Source organism: Streptomyces sp. NBC_01341 (assembly GCF_035946055.1).
Classification (GTDB): domain Bacteria; phylum Actinomycetota; class Actinomycetes; order Streptomycetales; family Streptomycetaceae; genus Streptomyces.
The window spans coordinates 5,546,436-5,567,218 of sequence record NZ_CP108364.1 but is presented as its reverse complement, the minus strand read 5'-3'; the positions used below and the strand labels follow the sequence as shown (position 1 = coordinate 5,567,218).

21 protein-coding genes are annotated in these 20,783 nt (G+C 73.4%); 8 read left to right on the top strand and 13 right to left on the bottom strand.

Annotation, left to right across the window (positions count from 1 at the left end):
- Window positions 1-206: 206 nt before the first annotated feature.
- Window positions 207-938, bottom strand: coding sequence for a VIT1/CCC1 transporter family protein (locus OG206_RS24480; protein WP_327119601.1), 732 nt, complete (start codon window positions 936-938; stop codon window positions 207-209).
- Window positions 939-1,204: 266 nt separating this feature from the next.
- Here OG206_RS24480 and OG206_RS24475 point away from each other — a divergent pair, with 266 nt between their 5' ends.
- From OG206_RS24475 to OG206_RS24445, 7 genes are read left to right on the top strand one after another with little or no spacing between them, the layout of a single operon-like run.
- A complete protein-coding gene (locus tag OG206_RS24475; RefSeq protein WP_327119599.1) occupies window positions 1,205-2,335 on the top strand; it encodes an ADP-ribosylglycohydrolase family protein in 1,131 nt (376 codons plus the stop codon).
- On the top strand, window positions 2,332-3,657 hold the full coding sequence (locus tag OG206_RS24470) for an ADP-ribosylglycohydrolase family protein (RefSeq protein WP_442805893.1): 1,326 nt from the start codon (window positions 2,332-2,334) through the stop codon (window positions 3,655-3,657). Before OG206_RS24475 ends, OG206_RS24470 begins: the two co-directional genes overlap by 4 nt.
- Window positions 3,602-4,789, top strand: a complete 1,188-nt coding sequence (locus tag OG206_RS24465) for an ADP-ribosylglycohydrolase family protein (RefSeq protein ID WP_327119597.1) — start codon at window positions 3,602-3,604, stop codon at window positions 4,787-4,789. The genes OG206_RS24470 and OG206_RS24465 overlap by 56 nt, the downstream gene beginning before the upstream one ends.
- Entirely contained in the window at window positions 4,786-6,153 is a 1,368-nt protein-coding gene (locus OG206_RS24460) for an ADP-ribosylglycohydrolase family protein (RefSeq protein WP_327119595.1), read from the top strand. Before OG206_RS24465 ends, OG206_RS24460 begins: the two co-directional genes overlap by 4 nt.
- Window positions 6,150-7,034 carry a ribokinase gene (rbsK, locus tag OG206_RS24455; protein WP_327119593.1) on the top strand — a complete coding sequence of 295 codons (885 nt, stop codon included), beginning with the start codon at window positions 6,150-6,152 and terminating at the stop codon, window positions 7,032-7,034. Before OG206_RS24460 ends, rbsK begins: the two co-directional genes overlap by 4 nt.
- Entirely contained in the window at window positions 7,031-8,233 is a 1,203-nt protein-coding gene (locus tag OG206_RS24450) for a CaiB/BaiF CoA transferase family protein (RefSeq protein ID WP_327119591.1), read from the top strand. Before rbsK ends, OG206_RS24450 begins: the two co-directional genes overlap by 4 nt.
- Window positions 8,230-9,048: an HpcH/HpaI aldolase/citrate lyase family protein gene (locus OG206_RS24445; RefSeq protein ID WP_327119589.1), complete on the top strand. Its 819-nt coding sequence runs from the start codon at window positions 8,230-8,232 to the stop codon at window positions 9,046-9,048. The genes OG206_RS24450 and OG206_RS24445 overlap by 4 nt, the downstream gene beginning before the upstream one ends.
- Before the next feature lie 164 nt (window positions 9,049-9,212).
- Here OG206_RS24445 and lgt read toward each other — a convergent pair whose 3' ends face one another.
- The 11 genes from lgt to hisI form a co-directional block, all read right to left on the bottom strand.
- Window positions 9,213-10,250: a prolipoprotein diacylglyceryl transferase gene (gene lgt, locus OG206_RS24440; protein WP_327119587.1), complete on the bottom strand. Its 1,038-nt coding sequence runs from the start codon at window positions 10,248-10,250 to the stop codon at window positions 9,213-9,215.
- A 108-nt stretch (window positions 10,251-10,358) separates the two neighbouring features.
- A complete protein-coding gene (locus tag OG206_RS24435; RefSeq protein WP_327119585.1) occupies window positions 10,359-11,180 on the bottom strand; it encodes a DsbA family protein in 822 nt (273 codons plus the stop codon).
- Window positions 11,181-11,255: 75 nt separating this feature from the next.
- A complete protein-coding gene (trpA, locus tag OG206_RS24430; protein ID WP_327119583.1) occupies window positions 11,256-12,068 on the bottom strand; it encodes a tryptophan synthase subunit alpha in 813 nt (270 codons plus the stop codon).
- On the bottom strand, window positions 12,065-13,345 hold the full coding sequence (trpB, locus tag OG206_RS24425) for a tryptophan synthase subunit beta (protein ID WP_327119581.1): 1,281 nt from the start codon (window positions 13,343-13,345) through the stop codon (window positions 12,065-12,067). Before trpB ends, trpA begins: the two co-directional genes overlap by 4 nt.
- Window positions 13,346-13,481: 136 nt before the next feature.
- Complete coding sequence (gene trpM / locus OG206_RS24420; RefSeq protein WP_327122389.1) at window positions 13,482-13,751, bottom strand: tryptophan biosynthesis modulator TrpM; 270 nt, start codon at window positions 13,749-13,751, stop codon at window positions 13,482-13,484.
- Window positions 13,748-14,557 (bottom strand): indole-3-glycerol phosphate synthase TrpC, encoded by an 810-nt coding sequence (trpC, locus tag OG206_RS24415; RefSeq protein ID WP_327119579.1) that lies wholly within the window; start codon window positions 14,555-14,557, stop codon window positions 13,748-13,750. Before trpC ends, trpM begins: the two co-directional genes overlap by 4 nt.
- Before the next feature lie 114 nt (window positions 14,558-14,671).
- Entirely contained in the window at window positions 14,672-15,157 is a 486-nt protein-coding gene (locus OG206_RS24410; protein ID WP_327119577.1) for a DUF2752 domain-containing protein, read from the bottom strand.
- A gap of 161 nt (window positions 15,158-15,318) precedes the next feature.
- The gene (locus OG206_RS24405) at window positions 15,319-15,570 is read right to left on the bottom strand and encodes an HGxxPAAW family protein (RefSeq protein ID WP_327119575.1); all 252 of its coding nucleotides are present in this window, start codon (window positions 15,568-15,570) and stop codon (window positions 15,319-15,321) included.
- A gap of 95 nt (window positions 15,571-15,665) precedes the next feature.
- Entirely contained in the window at window positions 15,666-16,325 is a 660-nt protein-coding gene (locus OG206_RS24400; RefSeq protein WP_327119572.1) for a TIGR02234 family membrane protein, read from the bottom strand.
- 14 nt (window positions 16,326-16,339) lie between these two features.
- Window positions 16,340-17,833: an anthranilate synthase component I gene (locus OG206_RS24395; RefSeq protein ID WP_327119570.1), complete on the bottom strand. Its 1,494-nt coding sequence runs from the start codon at window positions 17,831-17,833 to the stop codon at window positions 16,340-16,342.
- 11 nt (window positions 17,834-17,844) lie between these two features.
- Window positions 17,845-18,225 (bottom strand): phosphoribosyl-AMP cyclohydrolase, encoded by a 381-nt coding sequence (hisI, locus tag OG206_RS24390; RefSeq protein WP_327119568.1) that lies wholly within the window; start codon window positions 18,223-18,225, stop codon window positions 17,845-17,847.
- A gap of 84 nt (window positions 18,226-18,309) precedes the next feature.
- On the opposite strand from hisI, the gene OG206_RS24385 reads away from it, so the two are divergent.
- Window positions 18,310-18,942, top strand: a complete 633-nt coding sequence (locus tag OG206_RS24385) for a TIGR03085 family metal-binding protein (RefSeq protein WP_327119566.1) — start codon at window positions 18,310-18,312, stop codon at window positions 18,940-18,942.
- A 29-nt stretch (window positions 18,943-18,971) separates the two neighbouring features.
- Here OG206_RS24385 and OG206_RS24380 read toward each other — a convergent pair whose 3' ends face one another.
- Window positions 18,972-20,576 carry a sodium/solute symporter gene (locus tag OG206_RS24380; RefSeq protein WP_327119564.1) on the bottom strand — a complete coding sequence of 535 codons (1,605 nt, stop codon included), beginning with the start codon at window positions 20,574-20,576 and terminating at the stop codon, window positions 18,972-18,974.
- Between the last annotated feature and the right edge of the window lie 207 nt (window positions 20,577-20,783).

Genomic DNA, 20,783 nt, shown 5'->3' with positions numbered 1-20,783 from the left:
GGCTACTTATGTGTAGCTCTGCATAGCGTCTCACTTTAGGGGCCGCTTACCCATAGGCCCAGTGACGTGCGCCAAGACGTACGTCACATCGGTACAACGCCGCGGGACGCGGACAAAGTCCCGCACCCGCGGCCGGAAGCGCCTGCGAGGAGCGACAGGGCTGGACGTGCCCGCCCGCCGGGGCGTGGCACGGGCGGGCGGCGGCCTCAGCCCGCGGCTACACCGAACAGGGTGCCCAGTCCGTACGTGAGCGCGGCGGCCGCTCCTCCGAGGAGGAGCTGGCGCAGGCCGCTGAACCACCAGCTGCGGGCGGTCACCCTGGCCACCACGGCGCCGCAGCCGAACAGGCCCACGAGGGCGAGCAGCACGGCGGGCCACAGCCGCGTGGCGCCGAGCAGGAAGGGCAGCACGGGAAGCAGCGCGCCCAGGGCGAAGGCGCCGAAGGACGACACGGCGGCGACCAGCGGTGAGGGCAGGTCCCCCGGGTCGATGCCGAGCTCCTCGCGGGCATGGATCTCCAGGGCCTGCTCGGGGTCCCTGGACAGCTGCAGCGCGACCTCGCGAGCGAGCGCCGGCTCGACGCCCCGGGACTCGTACAGGGAGGCGAGCTCCTCCATCTCGTCGACGGGGTGCCTGCGCAGCTCGCGACGCTCGACGGCGAGCTCCGCCTCGACGAGCTCGCGCTGCGAGGCGACGGAGGTGTACTCCCCGGCGGCCATCGAGAACGCACCGGCGGCCAGTCCCGCGAGGCCCGTGATCACGATGGTCTGGTGGGAGACCGCGCCGCCGGCGACGCCCGTCATCAGCGCCAGGTTGGAGACCAGGCCGTCCATGGCCCCGAACACGGCGGGACGCAGCCAGCCGCCGTTGACGTCACGGTGGGTGTGGTTGTCCCGGTGCGCCTCGTGCAGTACGGCGTCGGTCTCGATGATGGACACAGCTCTCCCCATTCCGGGAGCGGGCCCCGAACGTGTCACTTCCGCTCCGCACACTCGAAAGTACGCACGAAAAAGGCCTCCCGCCAGCAAGGAAGGCCGAACTTACCTGCCTCGCGAGCGTCACCCGGGCGGCCGATTTATACGGTTTGAACGCCTCTCTTCCGCCCGCGCGTGGAATCCCCTTCTATCCGGGTCGGCCGGTTCGTCCGGAGACCCGGACGCGGGTGGCCGGTGCGAGTGACGGATGCGAGCGAAGGGGCGACACGATGGAGCTGACAGCCGACGGCCCGGCGGCGGACACGGGCGACCGGGCGCGGGGGGCGCTGCTGGGGCTCGCGGTCGGTGACGCGCTCGGCGCCCCGGCGGAGAACCTGCGGCCGTCCGAGATCCGTCGCCGTTGGGGCCGCATCGAGGGCTTCGTCAGCGACGACCCGGCGGGAACGGACGACACCGAGTACGCGATCTTCTCCGGGCTGCTGCTGGCCCGGCACGGTTCCGCACTGACCGTCTCGCACGTCGAGCGGGCGTGGCACCACTGGATCGCCGATCTGGACGAGGGCCCCTTCCGGGGGGCGGGATTCAGCGAGCGGGGCACGCTGGAGAACCTCCGCAGGGGTCTCGCCGCGCCGATCTCGGCGCAGCACCGGCACGCCTGGAGCGACGGTCTCGCCATGCGGGCGGCGCCGTTCGGGGTCTTCGCCGCGGGACGGCCTGCGGAGGCAGCCCGCCTGGTGGCCGTGGACGGACGGGTCAGCCATGACGGCGAGGGCATCTACGGCGGTCAGGCGGTCGCGGCCGGTGTGGCGGCCGCGATGGTCGGGGCCGGGCTCGCGTCGGTCATCGCCGCCGCGCTCTCCGTCGTACCGATGGACTCCTGGACCGCCCGTTCGCTGCGGCGTGCGGTCACCGCCGCGCAGCGCTCGTACCCGGACCGGCTGGCGGGGGAACGCGCGGTGCGCTCCGCCGTGGTGATCGGCGGCTACCCCTGGACGGATCTGGCGCCCGAGGCGGTGGGCCTGGCGTTCGGGGCGTTCACGGCGGCGCGCGGTGACTTCCGTACGGCGGTGCTCATGGCCGTGAACATGGGCCGGGACGCCGACACCACGGCGGCCGTCGCGGGGGCACTGGCCGGGGCGCTGCACGGGGCGTCGGCGATCCCCCGTGAATGGGCGTCGGCGATCGGGCCGGTCCGGGGCAGCTGCCTGCCGTCGATGCGGGGCTATCACGTGCTGGACATCGCGGAGCTGCTGACCCCGGACGAGGCCGAGGCTCCCCCGAGGGGCACGGGGAAAACGCCGGGCCGGGAGCACGCCTTCACCGCACCGCCCGGCGGGGCCGGCGGGCACGCTCCGTTTCCCGCGGCCCCCGGGGCCCGTGCCCGGCAGGCCGGCCGGTGACCGGCGCCCCGCGCGCCCCCGGGAGCGCGTCCCCCGCCACCGGTGATCCGGCGGCCCCTCACGTAGCCATCCGCATCACCGCCGAACCGGCCGCCCGCCCGGCCCCCGGCTCCCAGGGGCACGGCGCTCCCGGGAGGCAGGCCAGGATCGAGGGCCTGCTGCTCGGCCTGGCGGCCGGGGACGCGGCCGGATGGCCCGCGGCGCGGCACCGGGCCGCGCGCATGCCGGAGTGGACCCGGCGGCTCACCCGGGAGCTGGACACCTTCGCGGAGCAGAACGCGACCACGACACTTCCCGTCCCCATCGCCCTCAATCAGCCGCCCGAGCCGCTGCGGCTCGGGCCGTCCGACGACGCCGAGTGGGCCGCGTTCACCGCCCGGACCGTGCTGGCCGCCGCGGCCGACCACGCGCCCGGTCTCTCCCCCTCCAGGCGGATGCGGGACGCGATCGACCGGTCGTGGAACGCGCTGGCCGCGAAGGTGGCCGCCGCGAGCGCCCGCGCACCCGAGGTCGAGGCCGCCGTGCTCCCGCTGCGTGCCAGGATCTCGGTCCGGGCCGGGCTGGGCAATCTGGCCGCGGGGCTGCGGCCGCCCGCCACCGGCCACGACAACCCGCACTACTTCGACGACGCCGCCTGTGTGCGGGCCGCTGTGCTCGCGATCGTGCACCCCGGCGACCCGTCGGCGGCGGCGGAGCTCGCCGAGTTCGACGCCCGGTACACCCAGGACGGTGACGGGGTGTACGGCGCGCGGGCGGTCGCCGCCGCGATCGCCGTGGCGCTCGCGGGGGCCGATGTGGACACGGTGGTCGACACGGCGCTCGAACAGCTGCCCGACGGCACCGAGATCGCCCGCAACGCCGTCCACGCCGTGCGGCTGGCCCGGGAGTTCGCCGGTGAGGCGGCGGGCGCCTTCGCGCTCGTCCCGGTGCTGGAGCATCAGATCGTGGACCACGTCTACAGCTACGGGATCGCCGCCGCCGAGACCGTGCCGGTCGCCCTGGCCCTGACGGCCGCGGCCCGGGGTGAGATCGCGCAGGCCGTCCCGGCCGCGGCCTGCCTGTCCCGGGTCGCCGATTCGGCCCCTGCCCTCGCAGGGGCGCTGACCGGTGCGCTGGGCGGAATCGGCGCGGTGCCGGCCGGCTGGCGGGAGGCCTGCCGCACGCTCGCCGGATGCGCCCTTCCACGCCTGGCCGGCACCGATCTGATCGAACTCGCCGGGTTGCTGGCAGCCACGGAACCGGTCACCCCGGGTGGACAATTCCGACATGACGCACAAAACAACTCAAGCTCCCGCGGCCGTCCCGACCCTCACCCTGGATGAGCGCATCACCGGAGCACTCGTGGGCGCGGCCGTCGGCGACGCCCTCGGCGGCCCCGTCGAGGGCTGGACCCCCGAGCAGATCGCGGAGCGTCACGGCGGCCGGGTGAGCGGTGTCGTCGGCCCCTGGTACGGCGACGACTGGCGCACCGCACGCCCCATCGCCCCGTATCACAAGGGCGACGGGCACGTCACCGACGACACCCTGATGACCCATGCCCTGGTGCGGGTGTACGAGACGGTCCGCGGCCACCTCGACGCGTACGACGTCGCCGACCACCTCGTCCCGGACCTGATGTCGCGGCCCCGCTGGATCCCCGAGCTGGAGGCCGAGGCGCTCCCCCTGCAGCGGATCTTCCTGGCGGAGAAGTGGATCGTCACACGGCTGCACTACGGCCACGCCGACCCCCGCGAGGCGGGCTCGGGCAACATCGTCAACTGCGGGGCGGCGATGTACATGGCCCCGGTCGGCCTGGTGAACGCCGCCCACCCGGAGGCCGCGTACGCGGAGGCGCTCGACGTCGCGGGGGCCCACCAGTCCTCGTACGGGCGGGAGGCCGCGGGGATCCTGGCCGCCGCGGTCGCGGCCGCCTGCACCCCGGGCGCCACGCCGGATTCCGTCGTCGAGGCGGCCCTGGCGCTCGCCAAGGACGGCACCCGCTCGGCGATCGAGGCCGTGTGCGAAGCCGCCGCGGGGCACACGGACTTCGAGTCGGCGCTGGCCCCGCTGCGCGCCGCCGTCGCGCCGTTCGACACGGTGGGCCCGCACTACCGCGAGCCTTCTCTCGGTGCCCGCAGGCCCTCGCGGCTGCATTCCGTCGAGGAACTGCCGGTCGCGCTCGGAATGCTGCTCGTCGGCGGGGGCGACTACCGCCGCACGGTGCTCGGTTCGGTCAACTACGGCCGCGACTGCGACTCGATCGCCACGATGAGCGGCGCCCTGGCGGGGGCGCTCCACGGCGAGCAGGGCATTCCCGTCGACTGGGTGAAGACGGTCTCCGAGGCCAGCCGCCTCGATCTGCACGCTCCCGCGCGGGCCTTGACGGAGGTCGCCCGCGAGGTCTTCGCGCGGGACACGGCACGGCGGCGCACCCACGAGGCGGCGTTCGCCGCGCTGGCGGGCGGCGGCCGGTGAGTGTGCGCCTGACCTGGGTCCAGCCCGAGGACCTGGTGGGCCACGAACTGCGCCAGGCCGCGCAGGACGGCCGGGACACCGCGGACATCGGGAAGCGGTGGTACGCGGCGGGCGGCGCCCCGGCCCCCGAGCGGGCGGGTGCCTCCGAACCGCACGCGCCGCCCGGGCTGCGCCCGCTCGCCGAGGAACTGCTGGACGAACTCGGCCGGCTGGACAGCCCCCGCGCCCGGGACGAGCCGACGGAGCTCCCCGCGATCAGGGCGGTGTGTCCCCGCTGGCCGGCCCCCCGTGCCGGCACGATGTTCCCGGGACCCGACCGCCTCCACGCCGCCTGGCTGGGCCGGGCCGCCGGCTGTCTGCTCGGAAAACCGGTCGAGAAGCTCCCGCTGGAAGGCATCCGGGCCATCGGCCGCGCCACCGGGAACTGGCCGCTCACCACCTGGTTCACCGCCCGGGGGCTGCCGGCCGCCCTCGCCGCCGCGCATCCGTGGAACCGGCGTTCGGCGCCCACCTCCCTCGCCGAGAACATCGACGGCATGCCGGAGGACGACGACCTCAACTTCCCGCTGCTGGCACTGCTGTTGCTCCAGCGCCACGGCCCGGACTTCACCACCGACGACGTCGCCCGCCTCTGGCTCGCCGAACTCCCCGCCGGACGCGTCTTCACCGCCGAACGCGTCGCCTACCGCAACCTCCTCGACGGCGTCGAGCCACCGGACACCGCGCGGCACCGCAACCCCTTCCGTGAGTGGATCGGCGCCCAGATCCGGGCGGACGTGCACGGCTGGACGCACCCCGGCGACCCGGCCGCGGCCGCCGAACAGGCACACCGGGACGCGGTGCTGACACACACGGCCAACGGGGTGTACGGCGCGATGTTCACCGCCGCGGCGCTCGCGGAGGCGGCGGGCGGCGAGACGGACGTGCACGGCTGCCTCGCGGCGGGACTCCGTGTGGTCCCGCCCCGTTCCCGCTACGCCGCGGCCGTCCGGCTCGGCATCAGGACGGCCCGCGGCGAGGCGGACTTCGACACGGTCGTGGACCGCCTGCACACCACCTTCGCGGCCACGCACCACTGGGTGCACGTCCTGCCCAACGCGGCACTGCTCGCCGCCGCCCTCACCCACGCCGACGGGGACTTCGCCGGCTCCGTCTGCCGCGCGGTGTCCGGCGGCTGGGACACCGACTCGAACGGCGCGACCGCCGGTTCGCTCGCGGGCCTGCTCGCCGGCCGGGCCGACGCACTGCCCGACCGGTGGACCGCGCCGCTCAAGAACAGGCTCGCCACATCCGTGGCCGGCTTCGGCTCCATCGGCTTCGACACCCTCGCGGAACTCACCTACCAGGAGGTACGCCGCCCATGACAGCGATCGCGGTGCTCGGCAGCACCAACATGGACCTCGTCGCCTACGTCGCCCGGGCACCAGGGCCCGGGGAGACCGTCACCGGACGCGAGTTCCGGACCGTACCCGGCGGCAAGGGCGCCAACCAGGCCGTCGCGGCCGCGCGCGCGGGCGGCGACGTCGTGATGATCGGCGCGGTCGGCACGGACGAGTACGGCTCGCGGCTGCGGACGAATCTGGAACACGCGGGCGTGGACACCGAACTGCTGCACACCGCCGCGGGCCCCAGCGGAACCGCGCACATCGTCGTCGACGACGAGGGGGCCAACTCGATCGTGGTCGTCCCCGGTGCGAACGGCACCGTGATCACGCTGGGCGCGGGTGAGGAGGCAGCCATCGCCGCTGCCGCCCTGCTGCTCCTGCAGCTGGAACTCCCGCTCGCCGTCGTGACCGAGGCGGCGCGGACGGCGAGGGCGCGGGGCGTACGCACGATCCTCACACCGTCGCCCGTACAGCCGCTGCCGTCCGAACTCCTGGAGGCGGTCGACCTGCTGGTCCCCAACGAGCACGAGGCCGCGGCCCTCACCGGTTACGAGGAACCGCACGCGGCGGCGCAGATCCTGCTCCGCCAGGTCCCGGAGGTCGTGATCACCCTGGGGCGCAGGGGCTGTCTCTACGCTGCCCGGGGCGGCGAACCCGTCCTGTTCCAGGCGCCCGAGGTCACCGCCGTCGACACGACGGGCGCCGGGGACACGTTCGTCGGCACGCTCGCCGTGGCCCTCGGCGAGGGCAGGTCCGTGCCCGAGTCGCTGGCCTGGGCGTCCTCGGCCGCCGCGCTCTGCGTACAGCGGGCGGGCGCCTCGACGTCGATGCCCTTCCGCAGTGAGATCGATGCCGCGTGACCGGCCCGGAGACGACACCGCCGCTCGCCGGCCTGCGGGTCCTGGACCTCGCCACGCTCTTCGCCGGGCCTCTCGCGGCCACGATGCTCGGGGACTTCGGGGCCGAGGTCATCAAGGTCGAGCACCCCCGCAAGCCCGACCCCTCACGCGGCCACGGTCCCTCGAAGGACGGCGTCGGGCTCTGGTGGAAGCTGCTCGGCCGCAACAAGCGCACGCTGACCCTGGACCTGTCCAGCCCCGGCGGCCGCGACGTCCTGCTGCGGCTGGCGGCGGACACCGACGTGGTCATCGAGAACTTCCGGCCCGGGACGCTGGAGCGCTGGGGACTCGGCTGGGAGGAGCTGAGCGCCGTCAACCCGCGCCTGGTCCTCACCCGGGTCACCGGCTTCGGCCAGTCGGGCCCCTATGCGCACCGGCCCGGTTTCGGCACGCTCGCCGAGGCGATGAGCGGCTTCGCCGCCGTCACCGGGGAACCGGACGGTCCGCCCACGCTGCCCCCGTTCGGACTCGCCGACTCGATCGCGGCGCTCGCCACGGCGTACGCGGTGATGACGGCGCTGGCCGGACGTGACCGGACCGGCGGCGGACAGGTAGTGGACCTGGCGATCATCGAGCCGATCCTCACCGTGCTGGGCCCGCAGCCCCTCTGGTACGACCAGCTCGGTTACGTCCAGCCGCGCACCGGCAACCGCTCCCGTAACAACGCCCCGCGCAACACCTACCGCACCTCCGACGGGCACTGGGTCGCCGTCTCGACGTCGGCCCAGTCGGTCGCGGAGCGCGTCATGCGCCTGGTGGGGCGCCCCGAGCTGATCGACGAACCATGGTTCGGTGCCGGGAGCTCCCGCGCCGAACACGCCGACGAACTCGACGAGGCCGTGGGGCACTGGATCGCCCGGCGTACCCGGGAGGAGGCCGTGGACGCGTTCGAGAAGGCCGAGGCGGCGATCGCCCCGATCCAGGACGTACGGGACGTGATGGAGGACCCCCAGTACCGGGCGCTGGGCTCGATCACCGAGGTCGAGGACCCGGAACTGGGGCCGCTGCGGATGCAGAACGTGCTGTTCCGGCTCTCGGAGACCCCGGGGGCGATCCGCTGGGCGGGCCGGCCGCACGGGGCGGACACGGAGGAGATCCTGACGGCGCTCGGGCTCTCCGCGCCGAGGATCGCCGAACTGCGGGAGGAGGGTGCACTGTGAACGGGGCCGCGGTGGCACTGACCTGGCTGTACGTACCCGGGGACAAGCCCGCCGTGGTCCGCAAGGCCCTGGGCTCGGGCGCGGATGTGGTCATCGTCGACCTGGAGGACGCCGTCGCACCGGACCGCAAGGAGTACGCCCGGTCGGCGACGGCGGAGCTGCTCTCCGATCCCCCGACGCCCGGCCCGTCGGTGGCCCCGGTCCACGTCAGGGTTCACGGCGAGGGGGACGTCAGGGCCCTGGCGCGGCTGCCCGGGCTGTCGGGGATGCGGCTTCCCAAGATCACCCACGCGGCGTCGGTGCACCACGTCGCGGCATTGGCACCGGGTGTGCCGCTGTATCCGCTGCTGGAGTCGGCACTGGCGATCGAGCACGCGTACTCGATCGCCGGGGCCCATCACGACGTGCGGGGGATCGCGCTCGGCGAGGCGGACCTGAGGGCGGATCTGGGGGTGCGGGACGACGCCGGACTCGACTGGTCACGCAGCCGTGTGGTGATCGCGGCGCGGGCGGCCGGTCTGGCCCCGCCCGTCATGTCCGTGTTCCCGGACGTCCGGGATCTGTCCGGGCTGCGGTCGTCCTGCGCCCACGGGCGGGACCTCGGCCTGCTGGGGCGGGCGGCGATCCATCCGAGGCAGCTGCCGGTGATCGAGCGGGCGTTCCGGCCGACATCGCGTGAGGTCGAGGCGGCGGAGCAGATCGTGGAGGCGGCCCGCACCCAGGAGGGCGCCCAGGCCCTGCCGGACGGAAGGTTCGTGGACGCGGCCGTGGTGGCGAGCGCGGAGCGCACGCTCGCACTGGCCCGGCGCCGCTGAGACCCCGGGCGGGCGGAGCTGCAGGGGACCGCCCCTCGGGGCGGGCGCGGATGCCTTCTGTCCGGTCTTCGCCGGATCCCGGACGGCCCCGGACCGCCGGGGACGACGCGAAGGGGCCGCCCGACCCGTGCGGGTCGGACGGCCCCTTCGTGCTGTCGGTGTCGTCAGCTCCGGTCGGCCTTCTGCGGGGCGGCTCCGTCGTCCTCAGGCTCCTGGGGCCCGTCGGCGGAGGCGTCGGGTGCGCTGTCGGACGAGGCGTTCTCCACGGAGGCCGCGTCGTCGGACGAGGCGTCCTGCGGGGTGGTGCCTTCGGCGGAGGCGTCGTCGGAGGGGGCGTCGTCGTCGGAGGAAGGGCTCTCGTCGGATCCGGACTTCCCGCCGTCCTTCGTCAGGTCGGGCTCGACGATCTCCTCGCGGCCCGGCCGCACCCTCGCCGAGATCACGATGTACGTGACCGCCAGCGCGAACACGATGATCGCGGTCCACACGTTGAGCCGGAGGCCCAGCACGTGGTGCGCCTCGTCGACGCGCAGGTACTCGATCCACCCGCGGCCCACGCAGTACGCCGCGACGTAGAGCGCGAACGCCCGGCCGTGGCCCAGCTTGAAGCGGCGGTCGGCCCAGATCACCAGCAGTGCGACACCGACGCACCACAGGGACTCGTAGAGGAAGGTCGGGTGGTACGTCCCCTCGACCCGGTTCGTGCCCTCGCTGATCTTGAGCGCCCACGGCAGGTCCGTCGGCTTGCCGTACAGCTCCTGGTTGAACCAGTTGCCCCAGCGGCCGATCGCCTGGGCGAAGGCGATCCCGGGCGCCAGCGCGTCCGCCCACGCAGGGAGCGGGATGCCGCGGCGTCGGCAGCCGATCCAGGCGCCGACCGCGCCGAGCGCGATCGCGCCCCAGATTCCGAGGCCGCCCTCCCAGATCTTGAAGGCGTCCACCCAGTCCTCACCGTCGCTGAAATACAGCTGGTAGTCGGTGATGACGTGGTAGAGCCTGCCGCCGACGAGGCCGAAGGGCACGGCCCAGACGGCGATGTCGGCCACGGTGCCGGCTTTGCCGCCCCTGGCGATCCAGCGCTTGTTGCCGAACCAGACGGCGACGAAGACACCGATGATGATGCAGAACGCGTAGCCGCGGAGCGGGATCGGGCCGAGCTCGATCACCCCGGTCGACGGGCTGGGAATGAAGGCAGAGTTCATGACGAGGTCGACGCTACCCTGCCGGACGGGACGTACGGCAAGCCGTCCGGCAACTTCTGGGTAACGGGCCCCGGCCGCACACCCCCTCCGCCGGGGCCGGGACCGCGCTCAGGACGACGAGGGTGTCGCTCCGACGGTCCCGGGCTTCTTGCCCTTGTTGGCCTCGGCCACCCACTTCTTGATGTTGGCGGCGGAGATCTGCTCGTTCCCCTTTTTCGGGAAGATCGACTCGCCGTTGAGGAGCGCCGTCGGCGTGCCTTCGAAACCGCCCTCGCCGAACGCCTTGTTCGACTTCTCCACCCAGCTGTCGTGGGTGCCGTCGTCCACACAACTGCGGAAGGCGGGCGTGTCGAGGCCCTTCACCGAACCGGCCAGCTCGATCAGCCTGCTGTTCTTGGCGAAGGCGTCGTCGGTCTCCGCCGGCTGGTTGCGGTAGAGGACGTCGTGGTACGGCGCGAACTTGCCGGCGTCCTGCGCGCAGGCGGCCGCGTTGGCCGCGCGCAGGGATCCGGTGCCGCCGACATTGCCGTCGATGATCGTGGCCAGGTGGTACTGCACCTTGAGCTGTCCACTGTCCGCGAGCTCCGTGAAGGTGTCGCGGAAGGCGTTCTCGAACTGGGCGCAGACCGGGCAGCGGAAGTCCTCCCAGATCGTGAGCGTGGACGGGGCGTCGTCCGCTCCGACCTGGAGAGCGAGCCCGTCCTCCCCCATCGCCCCGGACGGGGTGACGGCGGGCCCCGCCTCGGAGTCCTGGTCGTCCTTGCCCGCGTTGGCGGCGATCAGGCCGATCACAGCGGCCAGCGCCAGCACCCCCACCACCGCCGTCGAGACGATCAGCGTGCGGCGGCGGCGCTCCCGCGCCCGGTCCTGCTCGCGCTGCTGGACGAGCCGATCGCGCGCGGTCCTGTTTCGGTCTTGGTTCTCACTCACACCGCGCAAACGAACCGGGGAGGCACGTCAGCGCCTCCCCGGTCCCAGGTCCACCCATACGGATGACGAGCGCTGTCAGCGCTTTCGAACGCCTTCGGCCAGTTCGGCCGCCAGCGCACGGACCGCTTCGAGGCCCGTGGCCTCGTCCGGCGCGTCGAGCATCCGCTTCACGAAGGCCGAGCCGACGATGACCCCGTCGGCGAAGGCCGCGACCTGCTGGGCGTGCTCGGCCGTGGACACGCCGATGCCCACGCAGACCGGCAGGGAGCTGGTGGCGCGGGTGCGCCGCACCAGGTCCTGGGCCTGCTCGCCGACGGATTCGCGGGTGCCGGTGACGCCCATCAGCGAGGCGGCGTACACGAAGCCGGAACCGGCGGCCGTGATGGTCGCGAGGCGGGCGTCCTTGCTGCTCGGCGCGACGACGAACACGGTGGCGAGGTCGTGCTTGTCGGCGTGCTCGCGCCACAGCGCGGACTCCTGGACCGGAAGGTCGGGCAGGATGCACCCGGCGCCGCCCGCGTCGGCCAGTTCGGCGGTGAAGCGCTCCACGCCGTACCGGTCGATCGGGTTCCAGTACGTCATCACGAGGATCGGCGCGCCCGTCGCCTCGTGGGTCTCGCGGACGGTGCGCATGATGTCGGCGATCTTGACGCCGCCGCGCAGGGCGATGTCGTCGGCGGTCTGGATGACCGGACCGTCGAGCACCGGGTCGCTGTGCGGGAGGCCCACCTCGATGATGTCGGCGCCGCCGGCGACGGCCGCCTTGACGGCCTCGATCCCGCCGTCGACGGTCGGGAACCCGCCGGGCAGGTAGGCGATCAGCGCCGCCCGGTCCTCGGACGCCGCCTCCGCCAGCTTCGCTTCGAGGAGCATTCGGTTGCCGCTCACTTGGTGACCTCCACCTCTCCGTCGGCCACGTCGGCCTCGACGACCGCGTCGGCACCGTCGTACAGGCCGAAGTAGCGCGCGGCCGTGTCCATGTCCTTGTCGCCGCGTCCGGACAGGTTGATCAGGATCAGTCCGTCCTCACCGAGCTCGCGCCCGATCTCCAGGGCGCCGGCCAGCGCGTGCGCGCTCTCGATGGCCGGGATGATCCCCTCGGTACGGGAGAGGAGGCGCAGCGCCTGCATGGCGGCGGCGTCGGTGACCGCGCGGTACTCACCGCGGCCGACGTCCTTGAGGTAGGCGTGCTCGGGGCCGATGCCCGGGTAGTCGAGGCCGGCCGAGATCGAGTAGGGCTCGGTGATCTGGCCCTCCTCGTCCTGGAGGACGTACGACCGTGAGCCGTGCAGGATGCCCGGCTCGCCCGCGGTGAGGGTCGCCGCGTGCTCTCCGGTCTCCACACCGTGTCCGGCGGGTTCGCAGCCGATCAGCCGGACGTCGGTGTCCGGGATGAACGCGTGGAAGAGGCCGATGGCGTTGGACCCGCCGCCGACGCACGCGACCGCGGCGTCCGGCAGCCTGCCCGCGCGCTCCAGGATCTGGCGCCGGGCCTCGACGCCGATGACCCGGTGGAAGTCGCGGACCATCGCGGGGAAGGGGTGCGGCCCGGCGACCGTGCCGAAGAGGTAGTGGGTGCGGTCCACGTTGGCGACCCAGTCGCGGAACGCCTCGTTGATGGCGTCCTTCAGCGTCCGGGAGCCGGACTTCACGGCCACGACCTCGGCACCGAGCATCCGCATCCGCGCCACGTTCAGCGCCTGCCGCTCGGTGTCGATCTCGCCCATGTAGATGGTGCAGTCCAGGCCGAAGAGCGCGCATGCGGTCGCCGTGGCGACCCCGTGCTGGCCGGCCCCGGTCTCCGCGATGATGCGGGTCTTGCCCATGCGCTTGGTGAGGAGCGCCTGGCCGAGCACGTTGTTGATCTTGTGCGAACCGGTGTGGTTGAGGTCCTCGCGCTTGAGGAAGACGCGGGCTCCCCCGGCGTGCTCGGCGAAGCGCGCGACCTCGGTCAGTGCGCTGGGCCGGCCGGTGTAGTCGACCATGAGCGCGTTGAGCTCGGCGGCGAAGGCCGGGTCGGCCTTGGCCTTGTCGTATTCGACGGCGACCTCGTCCACGGCTGCGACCAGCGCCTCCGGGATGAACTTGCCACCGAACGCGCCGAAATACCCCTCGGCGCTGGGGATCAGACCCTCGGGGTCCGGAATGAAGAAGTCGGACGACATGCGACGTGCTCCTCGACTTGCGACGGGTGGGTTCACCGTATGCGCCGTGAGCGAAGCGCCCCGTCGGCCGGTGGACGGCCTGTGGGGTGTGTCGTGCGGATCCCGCGCGGGGCGGGGGTACGACGGCCGGGGCTCGCTACTGCGCGGACCCCGTGCGCCATCGCATGCCGTTGACCTGTCCGGGCTCGTCGCCGATGACGTACCGCACGCGCCGCCCGTGCACACGCCGGGCGGGGGCGCGGCAGCCTCGGTGCCAGAAGGGCGGCGCGCAGCGCCTCGGTTGAGGGTGGCGGAGGGAGACGGGTGGGCGGCAGCCGCGCGCCGGCGGCGCGTGCGGGTCCCGGGCGCTCGCCCCGGCGGGGCGCGGGCCCGGCAGGATGCGGGCGGCGGGCACGGGTCGGGTCAGCCCCGTCCGTGCCGCAGGGCGGGGTGCGCGCCGGCGGCGACCAGGTCGGCGACGGCTGCCCGCGGGTCACGGCCGGTGACCAGGGACTCGCCGACGAGCACCGCGTCCGCGCCGGAGTTGGCGTAGGCGATGAGGTCGTGCGGGCCCCGGACGCCGGACTCGGCGACCTTGACGATGTGGTCGGGGATCTCGGGGGCGACGCGCTCGAAGGTGGAACGGTCGACCTTGAGGTCCTTCAGGTTGCGTGCGTTGACACCGATGATCTTGGCTCCGGCGTCCACGGCACGCTCCGCCTCCTCCTCGTCGTGCGCCTCGACGAGCGGCGTCAGGCCGATCGACTCGGCGCGCTCGATCAGGGAGACGAGGGCCTCCTGGTCGAGGGCGGCGACGATCAGCAGCGCGAGGTCGGCGCCGTAGGCCCGCGCCTCCCACAGCTGGTAGGAGGTGACGATGAAGTCCTTGCGCAGCACCGGGATGTCGACCTTGGCCCGGACGGCCTCCAGGTCGGCGAGCGAACCGCCGAAGCGGCGCTGTTCGGTGAGGACCGAGATGACGGACGCGCCACCGGCCTCGTAGTCCGCGGCGAGCGCGGCCGGGTCGGCGATGGCGGCAAGGGCGCCCTTGGAGGGGCTGGAGCGCTTGACCTCGCAGATGACGGTCACGCCCTCGCCCCTCAGGGCGGCGACTCCGTCCTTGGCCTGGGGAGCGCGTGCGGCGCGTTCCTTGAGCTCGTCGAGGCTGACACGCGCCTGCCGCTCCGCGAGGTCGGCGCGGACGCCGTCAATGATCTCGTCGAGCACACTCACGCGAGCGGCCCCCTTCCGAAGCGGTGATGAGGAACAGGATCAGCCATATCGATGGTATCCGCAGGAGGCCGCAGAGCCCGCATCCGGCGACCGTGCGTCCCACCGAGTGGGCATTCAGGGGGCCAGCGCCGCACCGAACGGAAGATTGCGGATCACCGAGAAGACCAGCAGGACCGCGCCGACACCCCACCAACAAGCCGGCGCGACGGCGATCCGCAGGGGCCGGCCCCGGCTCGCGCGGACGGTCCAGAGCAGCCAGACCGCGGCGAACACGGCGTAGCCGACGACGGCCAGGGCGTTGGAGCCGAGGGCCGCCGGGATGTCCCCGTGGGCGAACGCGTTCGCGCTGCGGAGGCCGCCGCACCCGGGACAGAACACCCCGGTGAACCTGAGCAGGGGGCAGACCGGGTAGTGGCCCGGTTCGTTGGGATCGACGGCCGCGACGTAGCCGAAGGCGGCGACGACGACGGCCATGACGCCGGCGGGCGTGGCCAGCCGCCTCGTCCGGGAGACCGGGGCGGGGGCCTGCGGGAGGGCGGGGCCGGGCGCCCGGGGTACGGGGGCCGGGTCAGGGGCGGCGGGAGAGGCTGAGGCGTCCACGCGGTGATTCTCCCCGCTTGTCCGACGAGGCGCAGCCCGGTCGGGGCTGCGCCTCGTGTCGTGTCCGTGGACCGGCACCCGCGCCGGTCGTCCCGTCGGGTCGTGCCGGGCTCGCGTGCTCAGGCACCGCTCCCCGTCCGGCCCGATCCGGACACAGGACCTTAAGCCGTGGCCTGGGCCCGCGCGGCACGGTCCCGGGCGGCGGCCATCTCGGCCGACTCCTTCGGCATGCCGAGGCCGGCCATCTTCATCGCAAGACCGACGATCCCGCCGAGGGCGACGACCACGATGCCGGCCCAGAAGCCGAGCGGCTCGGCCGCGACCATGAAGACGCCTGCGACGCAGAAGCCGATGAAGCAGATGATGGCACCTGTCCAGGCGGCCGGGGTGTGTCCGTGGCTGCTGCCCGCCATGAGTTGCTCCTTGTTGATGTCGCTCTGAAGATAACGCTGTCGAAAAAGCTCTCTGCCATTGTCCCGTACGTACGGAGTGACGTGAGGCTCGGGGGTCATGCCTCGCGCGTCGGGTCCTCGCCGCGGTCCAGGGCCTTCCACAGTTCCTCGGGACGGTCCGGGTCCGGGGCGGTGCGGGGGGCCTTGCGCGGGCGGGGGGTGCCGTCGCGCTCGTACCGGCCGGACATGGCGGGCCAGCCTCGGCCGAAGCGCAGTGCGAGCAGCCCGGCAAGCAGGATCAGCAGCCCGCCGGCCGCGGTGACGTAGGGCCAGGCGGTGTGGCTGAGCGCCTCGACCGTGGCCGAGGTGTTGCCGGTCGTCTGCGCGGCCTGCTCGTCCAGGGCGGCGCTGTCCGAGGCGCCCGCCCAGGCGCTCAGCCCGGCGCCGAGGCCGCTGAGCGCGAGGAGCCCGGCGACGAGGATCCGGCTGCCGCCGCGTACGGCGAAGACCGCGACGAGGGCGGCCAGGCCGACGACGGCGAGGGCGGCGGGGAGGCCGGTGACGTCCTGGCCGTCGGCGCTGAGCGGCAGAATGCCGCCGCCGACGGCGGCCTTGCCCTCGGCCCAGGTCTGCCCGGAGGCGAGGAGGACGACGGTGGCGCCGGCGGCCCCGAGGAGCAGGCCGGCGCCGAGGCTCCGGCGGCTTCCCGCACTGTCGGGCGCGGAGGCGGCTCGGGCATGGGGCTGGGGTACGGGGACAGCACTCACGGACTCCACTATCCCCTACCGGCTCAGTGGGCCCGGAGGCGGTTGGCCGTATGGACCGCCCGCAGGACCGCAGCGGCCTTGTTGCGGCACTCCGTGTCCTCGGCGACGGGGTCGGAGTCCGCGACGATGCCCGCTCCGGCCTGCACGTATGCGGTGCCGTCGCGGAGCAGGGCGGTCCTGATGGCGATCGCGGTGTCGGAGTCCCCGGCGAAGTCGAGATATCCGACACATCCTCCGTAGAGGCCGCGCCGGCTCGGTTCCAGCTCCTCGATGATCTGCAGGGCCCGTGGCTTGGGCGCGCCGGAGAGGGTGCCGGCGGGGAAGCACGCGGTGAGGACGTCGAACGCGGTGCGGCCTTCGGCCACGCGCCCGGTGACGGTGGAGACGATGTGCATCACGTGCGAGTAGCGCTCGACCGACATGAAGTCGACGACCTCGACGCTGCCGGGTGCGCAGACCCGGCCGAGGTCGTTGCGGCCGAGGTCGACGAGCATCAGGTGCTCGGCGCGCTCCTTCGGGTCGGCGAGGAGTTCGTCGGCGAGCGCCTGGTCCTCGTGCGGGGTGGTGCCGCGGTGCCTGGTCCCCGCGATGGGGTGCACCATGGCCCGGCCGTCCTCGACCTTGACGAGCGCCTCGGGGCTGGAGCCGACGACGTCGAAGCCATCGAAACGGAAGAGGTACATGTAGGGCGACGGGTTGGTCGCCCGCAGGACCCGGTAGACGTCCAGCGCGCTCGCGGTGCACGGGGTCTCGAAGCGCTGCGAGGGGACGACCTGGAAGGCCTCGCCCGCCCTGATGCGCTCCTTGATGTCGGCGACGGCGTCCTGGAACGCCTGGCCGCCCCAGAGCGCGGTGTACGGAGGGAGTTCCGAGGGCGGGAGGGCGGCGGCGACGTTCTCCACGGGCCGCGACAGGTCCCGCTCCATGGCGTCGAGCCGGGCGACGGCGTCCGCGTACGCCTCGTCGACACCGGTGTCGAGGTCGTTGTGGTTGATCGCGTTGGCGATCAGCAGCACCGTGCCGTTGACGTGGTCGAGCACGGCGAGGTCCGAGGTGAGCAGCATCGTGAGCTCGGGCAGCTTCAGGTCGTCGTCGCCGTGCTCGGTGATCCTCTCCAGCCGGCGCACGACGTCGTAGCCGAGGTAGCCGACCATGCCTCCGGTGAACGGCGGCAGGCCGTCGTCGCCGACCAGGTCGCGCGGGGTGTGCAGGGTCTCGATCGTGGCTCTCAGGGTCTCCAGCGGGTCACCGTCGACGGGGACGCCGACGGGAGGCGTGCCGAGCCAGCGGGCCTGTCCGTCGACGGCGGTCAGGGCGGCGGCGCTGCGTACCCCGATGAAGGAGTAGCGGGACCAGGTGCGGCCGTTCTCCGCGGATTCGAGGAGGAACGTGCCGGTGCGCTCGGCCGCGAGCTTGCGGTACAGCCCGACCGGAGTGTCGCCGTCCGCCAGGAGCCGGCGGCTCACGGGGATGACGCGCCGGTCGACGGCGAGCTTGCGGAAGGTCTCAAGATCCATGGCGGCTGACCTTACCGGGGCCCGGTGAGCGGGAGGACGTCCTCGTCGAAGCAGGTGCGGGCACCGGTGTGGCAGGCGGCGCCCGTCTGGTCGACCTTCACCAGGACGGTGTCGGCGTCGCAGTCCAGGGCGACGGATTTCACCCGTTGGACGTGACCCGACGTGTCGCCCTTGACCCAGTACTCCTGGCGGCTGCGTGACCAGTAGGTGCAGCGGCCGGTGGTCAGGGTCCGGTGCAGCGCCTCGTCGTCCATCCAGCCGAGCATGAGCACCTCGCCGGTGTCGTACTGCTGTGCGATGGCCGGGACCAGTCCGTCGGGGCCGCGCTTGAGGCGGGCGGCGACTGCCGGATCGAGGCTGCTTGCGGGTACGGGGCCGGGCGCGCTGGTCATGCGCCCCATTGTGCCGCGCCGGAGTGGGTGCCCGGCCGTGCGTCCACTGGGCGGACCCCGTGCGGCGGCCGTACGCTGGCGGGCATGTCGACCCATGCGAAGCGTGAACGTCTTCTGCTCGCCGACCTGTTGGAGGCGGCGGGCCCGGAGGCCCTGACCCTGTGCAACGGCTGGAAGACCCGGGACCTGGCCGCCCACGTCGTGGTGCGCGAACGCCGGGCGGACGCGGCGGGCGGGATCCTGCTCGGCGCCCTGAAGAACCGGCTGGAGCGGGTGCAGGCCGAGTTCGCCGCCAAGCCGTACGAGGAGCTGATCCAGCTCATCCGTACGGGACCGCCCCGGATGTCCCCCTTCGGGCTGAAGCAACTGGACGAGGCGGCCAACACCGTGGAGTTCTACATCCACGCGGAGGACGTGCGCCGGGCCCAGCCCGACTGGTCGCAGCGGGAACTGGACCCCGTCTTCGCCGACGTCCTGTGGTCACGTACCGAGAAGACCGCCCGGATGATGGGCCGCCGGGCTCCGGTGGGCCTGGTGCTGCGGCGCCCGGACGGCCAGACGGTGGTGGCACACAAGGGCACCCCGGTGGTGACGGTCACCGGGGAGCCGGGCGAGCTGCTGCTGTTCGCGGCGGGGCGCCAGGACGCGGCGCGGGTGGAACTGGAGGGGGACAAGGACGCGCTGGCCCGGCTGCACACGGCGGAACTGGGGCTCTGACCCGCGCCGCAGCCCGCCGCACCGTCCGTTCAGGCCCCGCTGCGGGCCCGGGCGGGTGGCCGGCGGGTGCGGTGGCGGTGGCGGGCCTCGTCGTCGGCGGCGTCCGGGCCGCGGCCGCTCCCCAGCAGCCCGAGGAGGAAGCCCGCCGGGACGGTGACGAGGCCCGGTGTCTGGAGCGGGAACACGTCGAAGTCCCACTCCGGGAACAGCGCGACGGGCGTGCCGGAGAACGCCGGTGACAGGACCATCAGGACCGCGATGAGGGGAAGCGTCCCGTACACGGTCCACCGCACCCCGCGCGCGTCGAAGCGCGGGCGGAAGAGGGCGTACAGCAGGACGGGCGGCAGGATCGAGGCCGCCGCCGCGAACGACAGGGAGAGCAGCACCTGAGGGTTCCGGTCGTGGGTGTACGCCGAGAGCAGCACGGCGAGTGCCCCGATGGCGGCGACGGCCCAGCGGGCACGCCGGATCTCCCGGCCCGAGGCCTTGCTCTCACCCTGGGCTCCTCGCCGCGCCGTGAAGTCGCGGGCCACGGACGAGGCGGCCGCCAGGGTGATACCGGCCACCGCTGCCAGGGTGGTGGCGAAGGCGGCGCAGGCGACGAGCGCGAACAGCGGGCTGTCGCGCGGTCCCGCGGCGCCCGGGTCCAGTGCGCCCGTCACCATCAACAGGGCCGTGCCGCCGGCCGGATCGGCGGCGCGCAGCAGGTCACGGCCGACCAGGGCGGACGCACCGAGTCCGACGACGACGATGCCCGCGCACAGCAGGGCGACCGGGGCCACGGCCCAGACGCCGGCCCGGCGCGCCGTCCGGGCGTCGCGGATCGGGTGGAGCCGCATCATGATGTGGGGCATGCAGGCCGCACCGAGCACCAGGGTGATCTGGAAGCCGATCAGGTCGAGCCCGCCCGCGAGCCCGTGGCCGAACTGCAGGCCGGGGCGCGCGTAGTCGCCGCCGGCCTTGCTGCCCGCCCGGGCCGCGTCGAAGAGGGCGAACGGGGACCAGCCGAAGCGTGCGAGGACGAGTCCGGCGAGCAGGGTGACCGCGCCGAGGACGACGGCCACCTTGAGGATCTGGATGTAGCCGGTGCCGCGCATGCCTCCGAAGGCCGAGTAGCAGACCATGAGCGCCCCACTGGCGACGGTGCAGCCGGTGAGCGCGCCGTCGGGAAGGCCGAACATGGCCGTCATGACGTGCCCGGCGGTGGTGAGCTGCACCAGTAGCAGGGGCGCCAGGACGACGAGCGTGGCCACGCCCAGTGCCCGGCGTACGGAACCGTCGCCGAGCCGGTCGGCGAGGAAGTCGCCGAGCGTGAACACGCCCCTGCGGCGCAGGCGTTCGGCGAACAACCGCATGACCAGGGCCAGGGACGCGACCGTCGCCAGGGCGAAGAGCAGCCCGTCGAAGCCGGCGAGCGCGACGGAACCCGTGGTGGAGAGGAGCGTGGCGGCCGAGACGTAGTCCCCGGCTATGGCCAGCCCCCCGCCGACGGGACCGAGGGTGGAGCCGCCGGCGTAGAAGTGGTCCGGGTCGTCCTGGTCCGCGGCGGCGAGCCCGCACAACAGCAGGGACACCGCCACGAATCCGAGGAAGATGACCACGGCCAGGGACCGCGCGTCGATCGCGCCGCTCACCGGTTTCGCTCCGCCGGTACGGCTCTGTGTGCAGCTGAGGACATGCGCGCCATGGCACCAGCCGGGTCGTGTCCGGCACAGGGGACGGGAGCGGGACGCGGCGCGGGTACAGCCGGCGCGGTGAGGATCTGTGCGTCCGCACAGCCGGGTCGCTTGAACTCCGCTGTATACAGTCGGACGTGTGACGGGTCAGGACGTCGGCGTCCG